This is a genomic window from Erwinia artemisiae (assembly GCF_051400835.1).
Classification (GTDB): Bacteria; Pseudomonadota; Gammaproteobacteria; order Enterobacterales; family Enterobacteriaceae; genus Erwinia; species Erwinia aeris.
Genome location: NZ_JBLFFM010000010.1, coordinates 147500 through 162259 on the forward strand (window position 1 = coordinate 147500; position 14760 = coordinate 162259).

At 58.2% G+C, this 14760-nt stretch carries 16 protein-coding genes; 7 read left to right on the plus strand and 9 right to left on the minus strand.

Annotated features, from left to right (window positions below; genetic code table 11):
- Together ACMGEE_RS18990 and ACMGEE_RS18995 are read left to right on the plus strand one after the other, a co-directional pair.
- The coding region (locus ACMGEE_RS18990) for a hypothetical protein (protein WP_436830499.1) at positions 1 to 300 on the plus strand (300 nt) is incomplete at its 5' end.
- 44 nt (positions 301 to 344) lie between these two features.
- Positions 345 to 1244, plus strand: a complete 900-nt coding sequence (locus tag ACMGEE_RS18995; RefSeq protein ID WP_436830506.1) for an AraC family transcriptional regulator — start codon at positions 345 to 347, stop codon at positions 1242 to 1244.
- On the opposite strand, the gene ACMGEE_RS19000 is transcribed toward ACMGEE_RS18995, so the two are convergent.
- Both ACMGEE_RS19000 and ACMGEE_RS19005 read right to left on the minus strand, forming a co-directional pair.
- The gene (locus ACMGEE_RS19000; RefSeq protein ID WP_436830500.1) at positions 1238 to 1972 is read right to left on the minus strand and encodes an SDR family oxidoreductase; all 735 of its coding nucleotides are present in this window, start codon (positions 1970 to 1972) and stop codon (positions 1238 to 1240) included. The two genes, ACMGEE_RS18995 and ACMGEE_RS19000, sit on opposite strands and share 7 nt — an antisense overlap.
- A 118-nt stretch (positions 1973 to 2090) precedes the next feature.
- Positions 2091 to 2657: a histidine phosphatase family protein gene (locus tag ACMGEE_RS19005; protein ID WP_253455565.1), complete on the minus strand. Its 567-nt coding sequence runs from the start codon at positions 2655 to 2657 to the stop codon at positions 2091 to 2093.
- A 561-nt stretch (positions 2658 to 3218) separates the two neighbouring features.
- Between ACMGEE_RS19005 and ACMGEE_RS19010 the strand changes: the two genes are divergently transcribed.
- From ACMGEE_RS19010 to ACMGEE_RS19020, 3 genes are read left to right on the plus strand one after another with little or no spacing between them, the layout of a single operon-like run.
- A complete protein-coding gene (locus tag ACMGEE_RS19010; protein WP_253455562.1) occupies positions 3219 to 4595 on the plus strand; it encodes an MFS transporter in 1377 nt (458 codons plus the stop codon).
- Positions 4596 to 4643: 48 nt separating this feature from the next.
- Positions 4644 to 5675, plus strand: coding sequence for a LacI family DNA-binding transcriptional regulator (locus tag ACMGEE_RS19015; RefSeq protein ID WP_301253074.1), 1032 nt, complete (start codon positions 4644 to 4646; stop codon positions 5673 to 5675).
- Positions 5675 to 6652 (plus strand): nucleoside hydrolase, encoded by a 978-nt coding sequence (locus tag ACMGEE_RS19020; RefSeq protein ID WP_301730226.1) that lies wholly within the window; start codon positions 5675 to 5677, stop codon positions 6650 to 6652. Before ACMGEE_RS19015 ends, ACMGEE_RS19020 begins: the two co-directional genes overlap by 1 nt.
- 6 nt (positions 6653 to 6658) lie before the next feature.
- On the opposite strand, the gene ACMGEE_RS19025 is transcribed toward ACMGEE_RS19020, so the two are convergent.
- The 4 genes from ACMGEE_RS19025 to ACMGEE_RS19040 all read right to left on the minus strand — a co-directional run bounded on the left by ACMGEE_RS19025 (position 6659) and on the right by ACMGEE_RS19040 (position 9373).
- Positions 6659 to 6985, minus strand: coding sequence for a HigA family addiction module antitoxin (locus tag ACMGEE_RS19025; protein WP_253455553.1), 327 nt, complete (start codon positions 6983 to 6985; stop codon positions 6659 to 6661).
- A 24-nt stretch (positions 6986 to 7009) separates the two neighbouring features.
- Positions 7010 to 7318, minus strand: a complete 309-nt coding sequence (locus ACMGEE_RS19030) for a type II toxin-antitoxin system RelE/ParE family toxin (RefSeq protein WP_436830501.1) — start codon at positions 7316 to 7318, stop codon at positions 7010 to 7012.
- Between the two features lie 91 nt (positions 7319 to 7409).
- Positions 7410 to 8822, minus strand: coding sequence for a PepSY-associated TM helix domain-containing protein (locus ACMGEE_RS19035; protein ID WP_436830502.1), 1413 nt, complete (start codon positions 8820 to 8822; stop codon positions 7410 to 7412).
- A gap of 74 nt (positions 8823 to 8896) precedes the next feature.
- The gene (locus tag ACMGEE_RS19040) at positions 8897 to 9373 is read right to left on the minus strand and encodes a DUF2946 domain-containing protein (RefSeq protein ID WP_436830503.1); all 477 of its coding nucleotides are present in this window, start codon (positions 9371 to 9373) and stop codon (positions 8897 to 8899) included.
- 207 nt (positions 9374 to 9580) lie between these two features.
- On the opposite strand from ACMGEE_RS19040, the gene ACMGEE_RS19045 reads away from it, so the two are divergent.
- Positions 9581 to 10789 (plus strand): MFS transporter, encoded by a 1209-nt coding sequence (locus ACMGEE_RS19045; RefSeq protein WP_253455542.1) that lies wholly within the window; start codon positions 9581 to 9583, stop codon positions 10787 to 10789.
- A 7-nt stretch (positions 10790 to 10796) separates the two neighbouring features.
- Here the strand turns inward: ACMGEE_RS19045 and ACMGEE_RS19050 are convergent, their stop codons facing one another.
- The 3 genes from ACMGEE_RS19050 to ACMGEE_RS19060 all read right to left on the minus strand — a co-directional run bounded on the left by ACMGEE_RS19050 (position 10797) and on the right by ACMGEE_RS19060 (position 13676).
- Complete coding sequence (locus ACMGEE_RS19050; RefSeq protein WP_253455539.1) at positions 10797 to 11264, minus strand: YbaK/EbsC family protein; 468 nt, start codon at positions 11262 to 11264, stop codon at positions 10797 to 10799.
- A gap of 100 nt (positions 11265 to 11364) precedes the next feature.
- Entirely contained in the window at positions 11365 to 12159 is a 795-nt protein-coding gene (gene fhuF, locus ACMGEE_RS19055) for a siderophore-iron reductase FhuF (RefSeq protein WP_301253067.1), read from the minus strand.
- Positions 12160 to 12590: 431 nt separating this feature from the next.
- Complete coding sequence (locus tag ACMGEE_RS19060; RefSeq protein WP_253455534.1) at positions 12591 to 13676, minus strand: GGDEF domain-containing protein; 1086 nt, start codon at positions 13674 to 13676, stop codon at positions 12591 to 12593.
- 240 nt (positions 13677 to 13916) lie between these two features.
- Between ACMGEE_RS19060 and ACMGEE_RS19065 the strand changes: the two genes are divergently transcribed.
- Positions 13917 to 14207: a DUF1435 domain-containing protein gene (locus ACMGEE_RS19065; protein WP_253461132.1), complete on the plus strand. Its 291-nt coding sequence runs from the start codon at positions 13917 to 13919 to the stop codon at positions 14205 to 14207.
- The last annotated feature ends 553 nt before the right edge of the window (positions 14208 to 14760 follow it).

Below are 14760 nucleotides of genomic sequence, written 5' to 3' on the forward strand. Positions count from 1 at the left end.
ACCTGCCACCTGCCACCTGCCACCTGCCACCTGCCACCTGCCACCTGCCACCTGCCACCTGCCACCTGCCACCTGCCGCCTGCCGCCTGCCGCCTGCCGCCTGCCGCCTGCCGCCTGCCGCCTGCCGCCTGCCGCCTGCCGCCTGCCGCCAGCATCCAGCATCCTGCGCCTGGCCATTCCATTCTCTTCTCTGAATCGGGTTGTTTTTGGTTCAGCAACCTGGCTAATCTGTTCTTTATCCTGTCCGGCAAGCCGTCAACAAAAGCGCGGGCCGTTATGTTCATCCCTTACAGAGACTGACCGTGGCCGATAATCTTTCCTCATCTGAACGCCGTCGGCTAAAAATGGCGGCCTTAATAACCCGGCTGGCGCCAGGCAATGGTTACACTCAATCGGCTTTGGAAGAAGTGCGGCTGCTGCGTTCTGATGTGCCGCTGGAGAGAACGCCGGTGCTGTATGAGCCTTCCATCGTTATCGTCTACCAGGGACGCAAGCGGGGTTTTCTGGGCGACAACGTTTATATCTACGATGCTCAGCAGTTTCTGGTGGTGGCCGTGCCGTTGCCTTTTATCAGCCAGACAGAGGCCTCAAAGGAAGAACCGATGCTGGCCGTGGCGCTGCGCCTGGATTTACAGGTGCTCGCGGATTTGCTGGTTACGCTGCAACTGCCGTTTGCGGCGGAGGTGGAGCCGGTAAGTATGCTGTCCACGCCGCTTGATGAGCGTCTGGGAGACAGCGTGTTACGCCTGCTTGAAGCGTTGCAGTCGCCGCAGGAGACTCAGGTTCTTGCGCCAGGCCTGCTGCGTGAAATTTACTATCGCGTACTGGTCAGCGAGCAGGGCGCTGCGCTGCGGGCCGCATTAACAAATCAGGGATACTTTGCGCAAATCGCGCGCGCGTTACAGATAATGCAAACCCGCTATCAGCAGCATATGGAAGTAGCCGACCTGGCACGTGAAGTGGGAATGAGCAGCGCGAATTTCCATGCGCGATTTAAGGCCGTCACGCAAAGTTCGCCAATGCAGTATCTCAAGTCTTTGCGCCTGCATCAGGCCAGGCTGTTAATGGTGCGACAGGGATTTTCTGCCGTCGCGGCTTCGGCAGAGACGGGCTATGAAAGCCCGTCGCAGTTCAGCCGGGAGTTTAAGCGCTTTTTTGGCCGAAGCCCGCAGCAGGAGGCGCAGTATATGCAGGAAATATTACGGCTGGAGCCGGCTTGCAGCCTGGCCGGGTCATATCAGTAAGGACTGGCGGTAGGGCGGATCACCAGCTCGCTGACATCCACTTCATCAGGCTGAGCAATAACCCAGGCGATAGCGCGGGCGACAGCGTCGGCATCAAGCGCCACGCGCCGAAACGCTTTCATCGCCTCACGAGCGGATGCGTCACTGATCGTCTCCGCCAGTTCAGACGTCACCACGCCAGGGGAAACAACCGTCACCCGTAATTTATCCGTTTCCTGCCGCAGCCCGTCGGAGATCGCCCGTACGGCGAATTTCGTCGCGCAATAAACCGCAGCGGTAGGGGAAACGCTCAAACCGCCAATGGAAGAAATATTGATAATATGGCCGTGCTGCTGCTGTTCCATTATCGGTTGGGCCGCGGCGATGCCGTGCAGGACGCCACGGATATTCACGTCGATCATCTGATTCCACTCATCCACCTTGCGCGCCGACAGGGGCGAAAGCGGCATCACGCCAGCGTTATTAATCATGACGTCCAGCCCGCCAAAATGCTGCTGCGCCGCAGCGACAAAAGCTTCAACTTGTTCCGGGCGGGTAACGTCCAGCGCCATTGAATGCGCTTCGTCGCCTGCCTCGCGGATCTCCTCGACCAGCGCCGTCAGGCGATCCACACGTCGGGCGCCCAGCATGACGCGAGCGCCTTTAGCAGCCAGCAAGCGAGCGGTTGCTTCGCCAATACCGCTGCTGGCACCAGTAATAGCAACGATTTTATTTTTCAGTTCAGACACGGAAACCTCCAATAAGAGAACGGCTGAACGGCATCTCCGTCAGCAGTCATCAGCGTAAGCGGGTTGCCGCGCAGGAAAAATAGCCGTGGCTCTTTAAAGCTTGCCCGATCCTCTGAAACTACGCGTCCGCCGGAATAAAAGGCGGATGGTAAATGGCGGTGCTCCAGTGGCGGCTGCTGGCGTGCTTCTCGGCCAGCCAGCCCTGTTTACGCAGCTGTCGGGCGATCAGTTTATTCATAATGCCGTGCCCGGCCAGCAGCACGTTGCCGCGTGCCGACAGCGCAATCAGCTTTGCGGCTGCCTGCTGCGCCCGCTGTTCCGCCTGCTGATAAGACTCCACCGTTCCGGCATAGCCACCCAGCCACATCAGGCGCAATGCCAACAGCCAGAAGCCCGGAGGAAGATGGGGATAGCCCAGCCGCATCACGGGCAGGGAAACCTCGCTGAACAGCGGATCGACGTCGGCCGCTTCCAGCCCCAGCTTCTCCAGCGAGGAGCGTGCGCGGGGCAGGGGGCTGGCCACAATATAGTCCGCCGTGGCGGCAACCTGGCGGCATCTGTCCGGCGGCATATCCTCTACCTGCGACATATCGTACGCCTCGCACCACGCTGCCATAGCCAGCGCGGGCAGACGACCGCCCTGAGGATGATCGGGTTTACCATGGCGCATCAGGATAATAGTCATCGGTTTCCTCAAAGGTAACGTTAAGAACGGCAGCGCGCTGAGAAACCCGGGCCTGCCGATCGTTAACCTGTCATCCGACTGCAATCTGCCAGCGATAGAGTGCAGCCGCTGATACCAGCGCGAAAAAGCGCAATAATTGTACTTAAGTAAACGCTTTGCATGGTTTTTTGGCAAAAAGCCGCATGCGTAAATTTTAACGTAAATTAACTTTATGATTTAAAACAAATTATATCATCTGTTTTTTTGATGAATGTGAAGAAAGGCTAATTTGTTTCGTCAGGTGGCTTGATTTATCTACGCGCGTAGATACAATGGTGGCGCGTTGAAAATTCACGGTGACGAGGCTTGTTTGTCCAGTGAAGGTCAAATTTACTTTACGTTTTAAACGACTGATACCTTAAATCAGCGGACGCAAAGTAAACAAAACGAAGTCCAACACCAGGGAACCCGTTACTGACCTTTAATCATGGCTCAGCAAAAGCACGTCCTCACTGGCGGATCGCCCACGTAGCAGGTAGCCAGGGAAGGCGATACAGACCTCCTCATATCAGGGAATTTTTCATGTTGACACAAAGCACCCGGCAGGACGCTGTTTCCGCAGCGGATGCGCGTCTGACCACGCCGGAAGGGCGTAAGGATTTCTGGCGGGCGACCTTCTCCTGCTGGCTCGGTACCGCGATGGAATATGCGGACTTCGCGCTTTACGGCCTGGCGGCCGGCATCATTTTCGGCGACGTATTCTTCCCCAACGCTACGCCCACCATGGCGCTGCTGTCGAGCTTTGCCACCTGGTCAGTCGGCTTTATTGCCCGTCCCATCGGCGCACTCTTTTTTGGCTGGCTGGGCGATCGCAAAGGCCGCAAGATAGTGATGGTCACCACCATCATCCTGATGGGCCTCTCTACCACCCTTATTGGCCTCATTCCCGGCTATGCCACTATCGGCTTCTGGGCGCCGGTCTGCCTGGTGATTTTACGCTTTACCCAGGGGTTTGGCGCCGGGGCGGAACTCTCCGGCGGCACGGTGATGCTGGGAGAATATGCGCCAGCCAAAAAGCGTGGTCTGGTCTCCTCGATTATCGCGCTGGGATCGAACAGCGGTACGCTGATCGCTTCGCTGGTCTGGCTGGCCGTGGTGCAGATGGATCAGGCGCAGCTGCAGGCGTGGGGCTGGCGCATTCCCTTTCTGTGCAGCTCGCTGATTGCGCTGCTGGCGCTGTGGATCCGTCGTCACCTGAAAGAAACGCCGGTGTTCGAGCGTAAAAACGCAGAGATGCAGGCGGCACGCGAAGGCAAGCTGGTGATGTATCAGCCCGCCGCCGACCGCAGTTTCTGGCAGCGCAGCCGCTCGTTTCTGGTGATGCTGGGCCTGCGCATCGGCGAAAACGGCCCCTCCTATCTGGCGCAGGGCTTTATGATCGGCTACGTGGTGAAGGTGCTGGCGGTGGATAAATCGGTGGCGACCTCGGCGGTATTTATCGCCTCGCTGCTGGGATTCCTGATTATTCCTTTTGCGGGCTGGCTCTCTGACCGGTTTGGTCGCCGTATCGTCTACCGCTGGTTTTGCCTGCTGCTGATCCTCTACGCTTTTCCGGCTTTTATGCTGCTGGACTCCCGCGAACCGGCTGTCGTGATGGCGGTGATCGTCACGGGCATGGGATTAGCCTCGCTGGGGATTTACGGCGTGCAGGCGGCCTGGGGTGTAGAGCTGTTTGGCGTAAAACACCGCTACACTAAAATGGCGACCGCCAAAGAGCTGGGGTCTATCCTCTCCGGCGGCACGGCACCGCTGGTTGCGGCGGCGCTGCTATCCTGGACCGGCCACTGGTGGGCGATCGCCAGCTATTTTGCCGTGATGGCGGCTATCGGATTTCTGACCACCTTTGTGGCGCCGGAAACCCGGGGTCGCGATCTTAACGCGCCGGAAGATGCCATCTGATATAACGCGGGCGGGTTGCGCCGCCCGTCAGGAAAAAGAGGTGCCACGTTGGCGAGACAAAGTTCTGAGAGGGCGACGCGTGCCGATGTAGCCAGAGAAGCCGGTACCTCCGTCGCGGTGGTCAGCTATGTGATCAATAACGGGCCGAGGCCGGTGGCGGAAGCGACCCGGCTGCGCGTGCTGGAGGCGGTGCGGAAAACCGGCTATCGCCCTAACAGCCTGGCCAGAGCGCTGGCGCTGGGCACGACCAAAACCTACGGGCTGGTGGTGCCGGATATCGGCAACGCGTTTATCGCCTCTTTCGCGCACGCCCTGCAACAGGAAGCGTTGAGCAACGGCATGGTGATGCTGCTGGGCGACGCGGGCAACAGCCGCCAGCGCGAGCTGGAGCTGATCAACAATCTGCTCAGCCAGCAGGTTGACGGCCTGTTTTACAACAGCGTCGATCGTCATCCCTATATCGATATTATCCAGGCCAGCGGTACGCCGCTGGTGATGCTCGATCGCGTCGATCCGGCGCTGAACGTCAATATTCTCCGCGTGGACGAGCGCGAGGCGGCACATCAGGTCACCACGCATTTGCTCAGCCACGGCTACCAGCAGGTTGGCATAATCAGCGGCCCGCCGGAGATGTATAACGCGCAGGATCGTCTGGCAGGCTGGCGACAGGCGCTGGCGGATTTCGGCATCCCGGCACGGCCCGAGTGGATTTTCCCGGCAGCCTACACGCGCGAGGGCGGCTACCTGGCAACAAAGAAAATGCTGCGCGGCGGCGCGCTTCCCCGTGCGCTGTTTGCCTCTAACGAGCTACAGGCTATCGGCTGCGTGCGGGCGCTGGCAGAGCAGCGACTCCGCGTGCCGCAGGATATGGCGCTGGTCTGTTTTAACGGGACGGAGCAGTCGGCTTTTCATGTGCCTTCCCTGACGACGGTACGCCAGCCGGTGGATGCGATGGCGAAAAAAGCGCTGGCGATGCTGGCCGCGCCGCAAAGCGAGGTGCAGCTAAGCGATTTTTCACACCAGCTGCAGATTGGAGAATCCTGCGGCTGTGGCCCTGTTTCCGCTGCGGTGCAGAACTAATGAAAAGAGTAATAATCGACTGCGATCCGGGCAACGGCGTGGTCGGCGCGAACGTGGACGATGGCCTGGCGCTGGCTTTGGCGATCGGCTCGCCCGGCATCTCGCTGGAGATGATCACTATTGTGGCGGGCAATACGCCGAGCCAGACGGGTTTTAACGTGGCAAAGGCGCTGTTAGCCAGGCTTGAGCTGGACGTGCCGGTCTATAAAGGCGCCGACAGGGCGTTAGCGGAGCCGCCGCAACCCTGGCGCGAGGCGCTGGATAACCGCGTCTGGCATACGCAGCTGGCGCACTTTTGGCAGAATGTTCGTCCGCCCCGCGCTTATCAGGCGCCGGAGGAAGAGGCCGCCGATGCGATGGGACGGCTGATTTGCGCTAATCCCGGCAAAATCACGCTGGTGGCGATTGGGCCGCTGACCAACGTCGCGCTGGCGCTGGAGCGCTATCCGCAAATGGCGGAAGCCGTGCAGGAAATCGCCATTATGGGCGGCGTGTTTGCGCTGGACGACTTTATCAAAGACACCAATTTTGGTCTGGATCCTGAAGCGGCGCGACGGGTGCTGACCTGCGGCGCCTGTATTACGCTGGTGCCGATGGACGTCACTACCCGCACGATGCTGACCCATGCCGATCTGCAACGGATAACCGCGCCTGATACGCCGCTGGCGAGATTCGTTGGTGAAACGCTGCGGCCCTGGCTCGACTATTCCATGCAAACCCGCAGGCTGCCGGGCTGCTGGATCCATGATGCGCTGGTGATGGCATGGCTGATCGATCAGCGCGTCGCCACGGCGGCGGATTATTATGTCGATGTAGAGCTGCGGCCGGGCATGACGCGTGGAAAATCCTGGCGCTATCGTCTGCCGCTACGGGTCGATACGGCCGTGGGCGAGCTGACCGGCGGGCTGGCGCACGTGCTGCAAACGGTGGATAACGCCAGGCTGCTGGCGATGCTGGAGCAGGCGTTGGCAGGGTAGGGGCGTTCAGGCCGCCCCTCTGTGCGCCAGGAAATCGGCCACGGAAACCACGCGGCTCAGTTCTTCCTGGGTGCGGGCATCGTTCTCTATCTCCCAGATATCAAGACTGTTCTGAATGTTTAACCAGAACGCGATACTGGTATCAAAGACGGCGGCAAGCCTGAACGCCATATCGGGCGTCAGCTTACGGTTGTTATTCACCAGCGCGCTAACTGAATTGCGATGTACGTTGAGCATCTCTGCTAAATCATTGATTTTCAGATCTAAAGGCTCCAGGTACTCGTACAGCAAAATATCTCCGACGCTGGTGGGTTTGCGTGTAGCCTGTTTCATTAGTTTCTCCAAATCAACGTTGCGCTAACGGTATGTTTTATAACGATGTGGATCCAGATACAGATCGACCGCTTTGCCATCGAGCCACTTAAATATAAGTCTGTACCGTTCGTTAACCCGCAGCGAAGAGTAGCCTTTTAGCGGCGGCCTCAATTCTTCATATCTGTTGCCCGGCGGCGATCGTAAGTCTTTACAGGTGATGGCCGCATTAATCATATCCAGTTTGCGCGCCAGAGCTGACTGAATATCAGCCGGGATAAGACGGTGCGACTTGTTATACAGGAAAAAATCCTCCAACCATTTGTCCCGAAAACTGTCGATATTTCTCAGCATTTTTGCCACCTCCGTGTGACGCCTGGCCAATACTTTATTGCACAACTGCACTGTGCGCAAGTGCAGGTGTGCCTGACGCAAACGGCGCGCGCTAGCTTTTTGCCCGCTGCCAGCGTAGCGCGTCAATCAGCAGCAGCAGCAGCAGGCTGACGCCCATCACCGGCAGGCTGACCGCCAGCGTCGCGATGCAGACCAGCAGCAAAAAACGCGCGCTCAGGCCGAGTCGCCGCCAGTGATAGATCAGCGTTTCCGCCGGATGGCAGCCCCGGGCAGCGGCAGGGCGCCGCAGCCACCACAGGCGATAGCCGAGCACAATCATTATGCAGAGTCCCAGCCCAAACGCTGCCAGCATCAGCTGGTTCGGCAGGCCAAACAGTACGCCCATATGTGCATCCACGCCCCAGCGGGTCAGTTTTGCCAGCAGGCCGAACTGCGCAAAGGTCACTTTGTCCATCACGCGAAAGCTGGCCGGATCCACCGCTACGCTGTCCACTTTCGTCGGCCAGCGGCGGTCGATCTCGCTGACGATCCACGCTTTGTCGGCTTTCGTGGTCGGCCGGATTTCTATTTTCTCTGCCCGGATCCCGGCAGCGCGCGCGGCCTGCACCACGCCGTCAAACTGCGCTGGCGTCATCGCCACGGCGGCCGCTTTCGGCATGGCCATGCCCGGCATGTCGTGATGCGCGGATGAGGTCATATGGTGTCCGGCGTGTTCGTCCATCGGGCTGGGTTTATCGGGCAGCAGCGAGGTATTGACGGCAGGCGTCATCCAGCCGAAATGGGCGCGCAGGGCGGAAATATTATCGCCCGCCCAGCGCGACCAGGTCAGGCCGGTGGCGGAGAAGAACAGCAGACCGAGCAGCAGGATCACGCCCAGCGTGCTGTGCCAGTAGCGCTGACGCAGGATCGGCTGACCGCGTCCTTTGGCGTGCTGCTTTGGTCGACCGGCAGCCCACAGCAGCACGCCGCCAAGCGCAGCGACCCACAGCCAGCTGGCGGCCAGCTCGCTGTAGTTTCTGCCGAGGTCGCCCAGCAGCAGATTACGATGCAGATAGTCCAGCCAGGTGCGCAGCGGCAGCACGCCGCTGGTGCCGTAAACCGGCAGCATGCCGCGGATCTCCAGCGTGGCGGGATCGACAAAAACGGCCGTGCTTTCAGAAGGGCCGGAGGTTGGCGTGGTGAACATCACGCGCGTGGTCTCGCCCGGCGCAGGCGCGGGACGCACGGCGGCAATCGGCAGATCGGCACCGACAAAATCCTGCGCCACGCGCACCTGGTCGGCGAGTGGCCTGGCCGGTTCCGCGTTATCGGTAAACAGCTGGTGGCTATAGAGCGCATTTTCCAGCTGCGGCGTCAGCACATAGATCGTGCCGGTCAGGGCGGCGATAAAAATAAAAGGCGCGATAAACAGCCCGATATAAAAATGCAGGCGACGCAGCAGCGGCAGCAGCGCGCCGTGAGTGGTGGCGGCGCGCAAAGGCTGCGCCAGGCTTTTTTCTGACATAGGAATTCCATCCGCCTGAATCCAGGCATAAGCAGGTGACTGTCGCAAAAGCGACGCTTTTTTAGCGGGACGGCTTAGCGGCGCGGCGGCGCGCGGGGATGGAAAAAGTGGGGAACGAAGCGGGCGACAACGGGCCTGAACAGCGGCAGGGCGGGCAGTCTGGCGGCCTGCAGCGACGACCAGAGCGGCGGCAGCCGGGTAAGATCGAGCGACAGATGGGCGAGCAGCACGCAGTAACCGCAGGCGCTGTCGTCCATTACAGAAAGGGGCGGTCCGCCTTTGGCGCGACCGTTATCTTCCGCTACTGTGGCGCTCTCGCCAGGCATCGCGGACGCGTCGTCGTGTGCCATCCCGGCGTGGCCGATCATGGCGGCATCGGCCATCATCGCCTCATCCATCGCCATGCCCGGCATCATCATGCTGTGCCACGCAGGCGACGCCACCAGCGATTTAGAAATCACCGGCGCGATAAACAGCAGCATGACGGCAAGCAGGCCAAGCCAGGCGGCAAAGCAACTACGCCGCATTTTAATCAGCGAAAGGTTTGGCATATCCTCAACGGCAACGGCGCCAGCGAATAAACGGTGGCCAGTGTAGCAAATTCACTCACCTCTGTTGTGAAAAGGTTGCTTACAACCTGAATTAAAGGCTGACAACTGCTTCGGCCTTTAGCAACTTCTTACATGCTATAAACAAATAGTTAACATTTGCGCCGCCTTCCCTGGCGGATTTTGCCGTCTGCAAGACAGGAACTTCATATGCTTGACTGGACTTCTACCCAGCGCAACGTGGCCTTCGCCAGTTTTGCCAGCTGGATGCTGGATGCGTTTGACTTTTTTATTCTGGTTTTCGTGCTGAGCGATATCGCGGCGAATTTTCACGTTGGGGTGGCGGAAGTGTCGCTGGCGATCATGCTGACGCTGGCGGTGCGGCCGATCGGCGCGCTGCTGTTTGGCCGTCTGGCAGAAACCTATGGCCGCCGCCCGATCCTGATGAGCAATATCCTGCTTTTCTCGCTGTTTGAGCTGCTCTCCGCCTGGTCGCCTACGCTTACCACCTTCCTGATTTTGCGCGTGATTTACGGCATTGCGATGGGCGGCGTCTGGGGCGTAGCCTCGTCGCTGGCGATGGAAACCATTCCCGATCGCTCCCGAGGGCTGATGTCCGGCATTTTTCAGGCGGGCTATCCGGCAGGCTATCTGCTGGCCTCGATTATTTTTGGGCTTTGCTATGCGTCTGTCGGCTGGCGCGGCATGTTCCTGATTGGCGCGATGCCGGTGCTGCTGCTGCCGTTTATCTGGTTTAAGGTGCCGGAATCGCCGGTCTGGCTGGCCGCCAGAGCGCAGAAAGAGAGCGTGGCGCTGCTGCCGGTGGTGCGTAAGCACTGGAAGCTGTGCCTCTATCTGGTCGGGCTGATGGCCTGCTTTAACTTTTTCAGCCACGGCACGCAGGATCTCTATCCAACCTTCCTGAAGGTGCAGCACGGCTTCGACCCGCATACCGTCAGCCTGATCGCCATTGCCTACAATATTGCCGCGATGATGGGCGGCGTCTTTTTCGGCTCGCTGTCGGAGAAAATCGGCCGCAAGAAGGCGATCATTATCGCCGCGCTGCTGGCGCTGCCGGTGTTGCCGCTGTGGGCTTTTTCCAGCGGATCGTTCACCATCGGGCTGGGCGCGTTTCTGATGCAGTTTATGGTACAGGGCGCGTGGGGCGTGGTGCCGACCTGGCTGACTGAACTGGTGCCGGCCAATACGCGCGCGATACTGCCGGGCTTCGTTTACCAGCTGGGGAATCTGATAGCGTCGGTCAATGCCACGCTCCAGTCCGGCATTGCCGAAGCGCACGGCAATAATTACGGCCTGGCGATGGCGATAGTGGCCGGAACGGTGGCGGTATTGATTGCGGTTATCGTCGCCTTTGGCAGGGAAACGCAGGGTAAAGTCATTACCCGCCAGGAAAACTAAAACGGCTTCAGCCCGGCGGCTGGCAGACGTCTACCCAGGTGGCGTCGGTCAGCTCCGCCAGCAGCTGGGGAGAAATACGCACCGCGCTGTAGATGGAGCCTGCCGCGGGCAGCACTTCGTCATACTGCCGCAGCGACACATCGCACAGCACCTGCAGCGGCGTTTCCAGGCCGAAAGGGCAGACGCCGCCGACGGGATGGCCCGTCCAGCTCACCACCTCATCGGTGCTGAGCATCCGCGCCTTCGCGCCCAGCACCGCTTTCAGCTTGCGGTTATCCAGTCTTAAATCACCGCAGGTCACGATCAATATCACCCTGTCTTTTACCTTCAGCGACAGCGTTTTGGCTATCTGCCCCGGCTTGACGTAGTGGGCACGCGCCGCCTGCGCCACCGTGGCGGTACTCTCCGCCAGCTCAATAATGCCGATATCGGGCGCGCGCTCGGCAAAGAACTGCCGTACAGACTCCAGGCTCATGCTCCAGCTCCTTAACGTTCGGGGCGATAAAGCTGCCACAGAGCGGCCCGGCTGTAAACGGGCAGGAAAAAATTGAGACCTTTCGGGGCGGGAAGGGCGGTCAGACGGGCTTGAGCGTGCAGTTGCCGCAGCGCTCTACGTCAGGCAGACGATAGCGCTGGCAGCAGGTGCGGCGCTGCATCTCGCCGTCTCGCGGCAGCATGGTGCGGTAAAAAGGATTGTCGGCGCCATCGGCGAGCGAGCGCGAGAAGAAAAATGCGTGCTCCAGCTCGGCGCGCAGGCTCTCGCCCAGCAACGGCGCCAGCTCGCCCAGGAACCAGTGCACCGCGAAGCCGGTATTGCTCCAGATTAGCTTGCCGTTGATATCGCCGTGCCGTTCAATTCCGTTTACGATCGGGATCAGGCAGCGCTGGATCAGGCGATCCATCCGGCGACGCGGGCTGAGGTAGCGCGCCTCTTCATCTTCCTGCACGTCGATCCAGAAGGCGGCGGGGCGGCCGGTTTCATGAAACTCAACGTGAATATGTTCCGGCGAGCAGTCCAGCGCGCGGTTTTCCAGCAGCAGCGCCATCATCAGCGGCGGCAGGAGCAGACCCAGATACCACTGCGCCCAGAGCGATTGCAGCGGTTTGTTTTCCCTTTCCTGGTCGCCGTGAGCGCGATAAATAAAATCGCCGTAGCGCGCGTTGAGCCGGGCGAACGCCTCCGGCTGCGACCACTGCTCCAGCGTCAAACAGCCGGCAGGCGCCGCTTCGTTCAGCCTGATTGTCTCCAGAAAGTAAGCGCGATGCTCGCTGAACAGCGCACGTAGCGAGCCGGCCAGCGGGCGATGGCTCTGGAGAAAGATAAGCGGAGAAACCGCTGAATCTGGGGCCTGACGACGAAGTGTGCTCATGGGTTACCCGGCATCAATCTAAGTGGGAAAACAAATGATAATCGTTCTTGATTGTATCTGAGGCCTGGCGGACAAACAAGCGCCATTTTTTCCGTCGCCCGGACGCCAAAAAGCACGGTATTTTCTGAATAAAGTAATTTGTATTAATGTCGCAGGCGGGAAAAAATCGTGCGGTAACGATTCCGCAAGTTTTGTCCGGCCATTAATTTGATTTTAGGCTGGCCGGATACAGAAAATAATTACTCAGTATATGAATAATAAAAACTCGTAGCGGAATTTACCTTAAAGACGCATAAAGGAATTCTGAAAAAAAACGTTTCCGGCAGGTTGGCTCTTTTTAATGAATATAAATCAAATAAGACTGGTGCAGGGGAGGGGATATTAAGGCAAATTTATTTCACCGACCCGAATTGTTCAGGCCGGTGAAAGCATTAAAGCGTGTTAGCAGGTTTGTTCAGATCGTGTTGACTAAGCGCTTCCCAGGAAAGAATAGTATTCCGTCCCCGATTTTTCGCCAGATAGAGCGCGCGATCGGCATTGGCGACCGCGCTGTCAAAATCCTCATCGATTATTGGGGCAAAGCCCGCGCTGAGGGTAACGTGTGTGGCGACGCGCTCGTTAAACAGATGCGGGATCTCCAGCTCGTGCACGTACTGACGAATACGCTCCGACAGCTTCATCGCGATGGCGTCGTTAACGTTGGTCAGCAGCACCAGGAACTCCTCGCCGCCGTAGCGCGCCACGATATCGCGGGAACGCACGGCGTCGCGGATGGCGATTGAGACGCGTGCCAGCGCCTGGTCGCCCATCGCGTGCCCATAGTTATCGTTGTAGGCTTTAAAATGATCGATATCCAGCAGCAGAACAAAATGGTTACCTGCATGATTATCAAATATATTTTTCAGCCGGTTCATCAAGCCCCGCCGGTTATACAGGCCGGTTAACGGGTCGAGCATGCTCAGATCGCTCCAGGCTTCTTTCTCTTCGTAGAGCTGGCTGACCAGGCGTCGGGTAAAGCGATCCCGCCGTCTTTGCAGGATATGGTTCAGCGTAAAGCCCACCAGCGGCAGCAGGATAGTGAAGGCGATAATCGCCGTATTCTGGCCGCGATCCAGCACGACCACCGCCACCGAAGGCGGCGCGGTATGCAGACAAAATGCCAGCAGATTATCGTTCAACGCAATGGCCGCGATAAAAAAGGCGCAGAACAGGCTGAGCAGCAAAAAACTGTTATCAAAATAGAAAATTAATTCAAATGTCAGGACAATTTGCCAGGCCCAGAGCAGACCGGTGGTTACCGCCGCGATATTTAATAGCGGAAATTTCCCTCTGGGACGCAAAAATGTCCATAACAATAACAGCCCGCTGAGCAAAGCAATAATCAGCGTGGGCGCGCCGGTTTTTTCTTTTCTGCTGTAAATATAAAATAAAGACGCTGCTGTGTTTAAAAAGAGAAATAGCATCAGCGAAAACCGATATTTGCTGTGAAGCAATTCATTATAGCTTTGTAATTTCATTCTTTTCTACTCATGACTGCCTGAATAGCGCACGGCCTGGCCTGAAAAAAGGACCATGCCGGGAAGAGTCTGCTGTTGTTATTATATGGATTTAATAATAGTAAGGCGCCGACAATTTAACACTTAATAACTCTGGTGTCATCATCGGGCGTAAAGACACGTCAAGAAATCTTGCTGCAAAATGATAGGAGTTCTTATATGCTATTGGGAATCATTATCATTAGTGGCGCGAGCAAAGCGATGCAGACCGCCGTAAAAGCCGCTTGCGGCACAGGGGGAACAGGCTGGATGGCAGGAAACAAACTGGAAAGTGCCTGGGGAGCGCTGCTTCCTTGCGCGATTATGCCGCTGATTACGTTACTGAATCTCTCTTTCAACCAGTGGCGGCTGGTAATGGTGGCCGCGCTACTGGCGACGGTAGTCATGCTTTATCACAAACGGCTGCGCCACTATCTGCTGCTGCCTTCTTGCCTGGCGCTGGCGGGCGGGATGATAGCGATCTCGGTTAATTTCGGCGCGCTGATAAAATAGCGGCCTGCGATAAAGCCAGCAGCGGAATCAGTCATACGCCTGCCGACGCGGCTAGCCAGCACGACGGGGAACCATAGCGGCGGGAGCATAGCAATCCGCTGCGGCAAAGCGTTATGCAGCGGCGAGGCGATCTCGTGAACGATAAAGCGTTATGCAGCGGCGCGGCGATCTCGTGAACGATAAAACGTTATGCAGCGGCGAGGCGACCTCGTGAACGATAAAGCGTTATGCAGCAGTCTGGCGATGCCGTAGACGACAAACCCCGTGCAGTGACCTGGCGATCCCCTGGAAGATCAAGCCGTGCAGCAGCATGGCGATGTTATAGACGGCAAATTACCGCATAGCCAGCGCGTACGGAAGCATGACGGCGAAGCAGGTATCGGCATCAGAAGCAAAAACAGATATTGAAAGCAGAGAAGGTAAAAACAGAAAAGGGGTAATGCGAGAGGATAAAAGCGCAGAAAAGAGCGTTCAACGTGGTGCGAAGAGAGGGACTTGAACCCTCACGTCCGTAAGAACACTAACACCTGAAGCTAGCGCGTCTACCAATTCC

Bases quoted from the DNA above. Each gene is read 5' to 3' on its own strand.
- ACMGEE_RS18995 (WP_436830506.1), top strand. From the start codon at position 345: ATGGCGGCCTTAATAACCCGGCTGGCGCCAGGCAATGGTTACACTCAA.
- ACMGEE_RS19005 (WP_253455565.1), bottom strand. From the start codon at position 2,657: ATGACTATTATCCTGATGCGCCATGGTAAACCCGATCATCCTCAGGGC.
- ACMGEE_RS19010 (WP_253455562.1), top strand. From the start codon at position 3,219: ATGTTGACACAAAGCACCCGGCAGGACGCTGTTTCCGCAGCGGATGCG.
- ACMGEE_RS19020 (WP_301730226.1), top strand. From the start codon at position 5,675: ATGAAAAGAGTAATAATCGACTGCGATCCGGGCAACGGCGTGGTCGGC.
- ACMGEE_RS19025 (WP_253455553.1), bottom strand. From the start codon at position 6,985: ATGAAACAGGCTACACGCAAACCCACCAGCGTCGGAGATATTTTGCTG.
- ACMGEE_RS19030 (WP_436830501.1), bottom strand. From the start codon at position 7,318: ATGCTGAGAAATATCGACAGTTTTCGGGACAAATGGTTGGAGGATTTT.
- ACMGEE_RS19035 (WP_436830502.1), bottom strand. From the start codon at position 8,822: ATGTCAGAAAAAAGCCTGGCGCAGCCTTTGCGCGCCGCCACCACTCAC.
- ACMGEE_RS19040 (WP_436830503.1), bottom strand. From the start codon at position 9,373: ATGCCAAACCTTTCGCTGATTAAAATGCGGCGTAGTTGCTTTGCCGCC.
- ACMGEE_RS19045 (WP_253455542.1), top strand. From the start codon at position 9,581: ATGCTTGACTGGACTTCTACCCAGCGCAACGTGGCCTTCGCCAGTTTT.
- ACMGEE_RS19050 (WP_253455539.1), bottom strand. From the start codon at position 11,264: ATGAGCCTGGAGTCTGTACGGCAGTTCTTTGCCGAGCGCGCGCCCGAT.
- fhuF (WP_301253067.1), bottom strand. From the start codon at position 12,159: ATGAGCACACTTCGTCGTCAGGCCCCAGATTCAGCGGTTTCTCCGCTT.
- ACMGEE_RS19060 (WP_253455534.1), bottom strand. From the start codon at position 13,676: ATGAAATTACAAAGCTATAATGAATTGCTTCACAGCAAATATCGGTTT.
- ACMGEE_RS19065 (WP_253461132.1), top strand. From the start codon at position 13,917: ATGCAGACCGCCGTAAAAGCCGCTTGCGGCACAGGGGGAACAGGCTGG.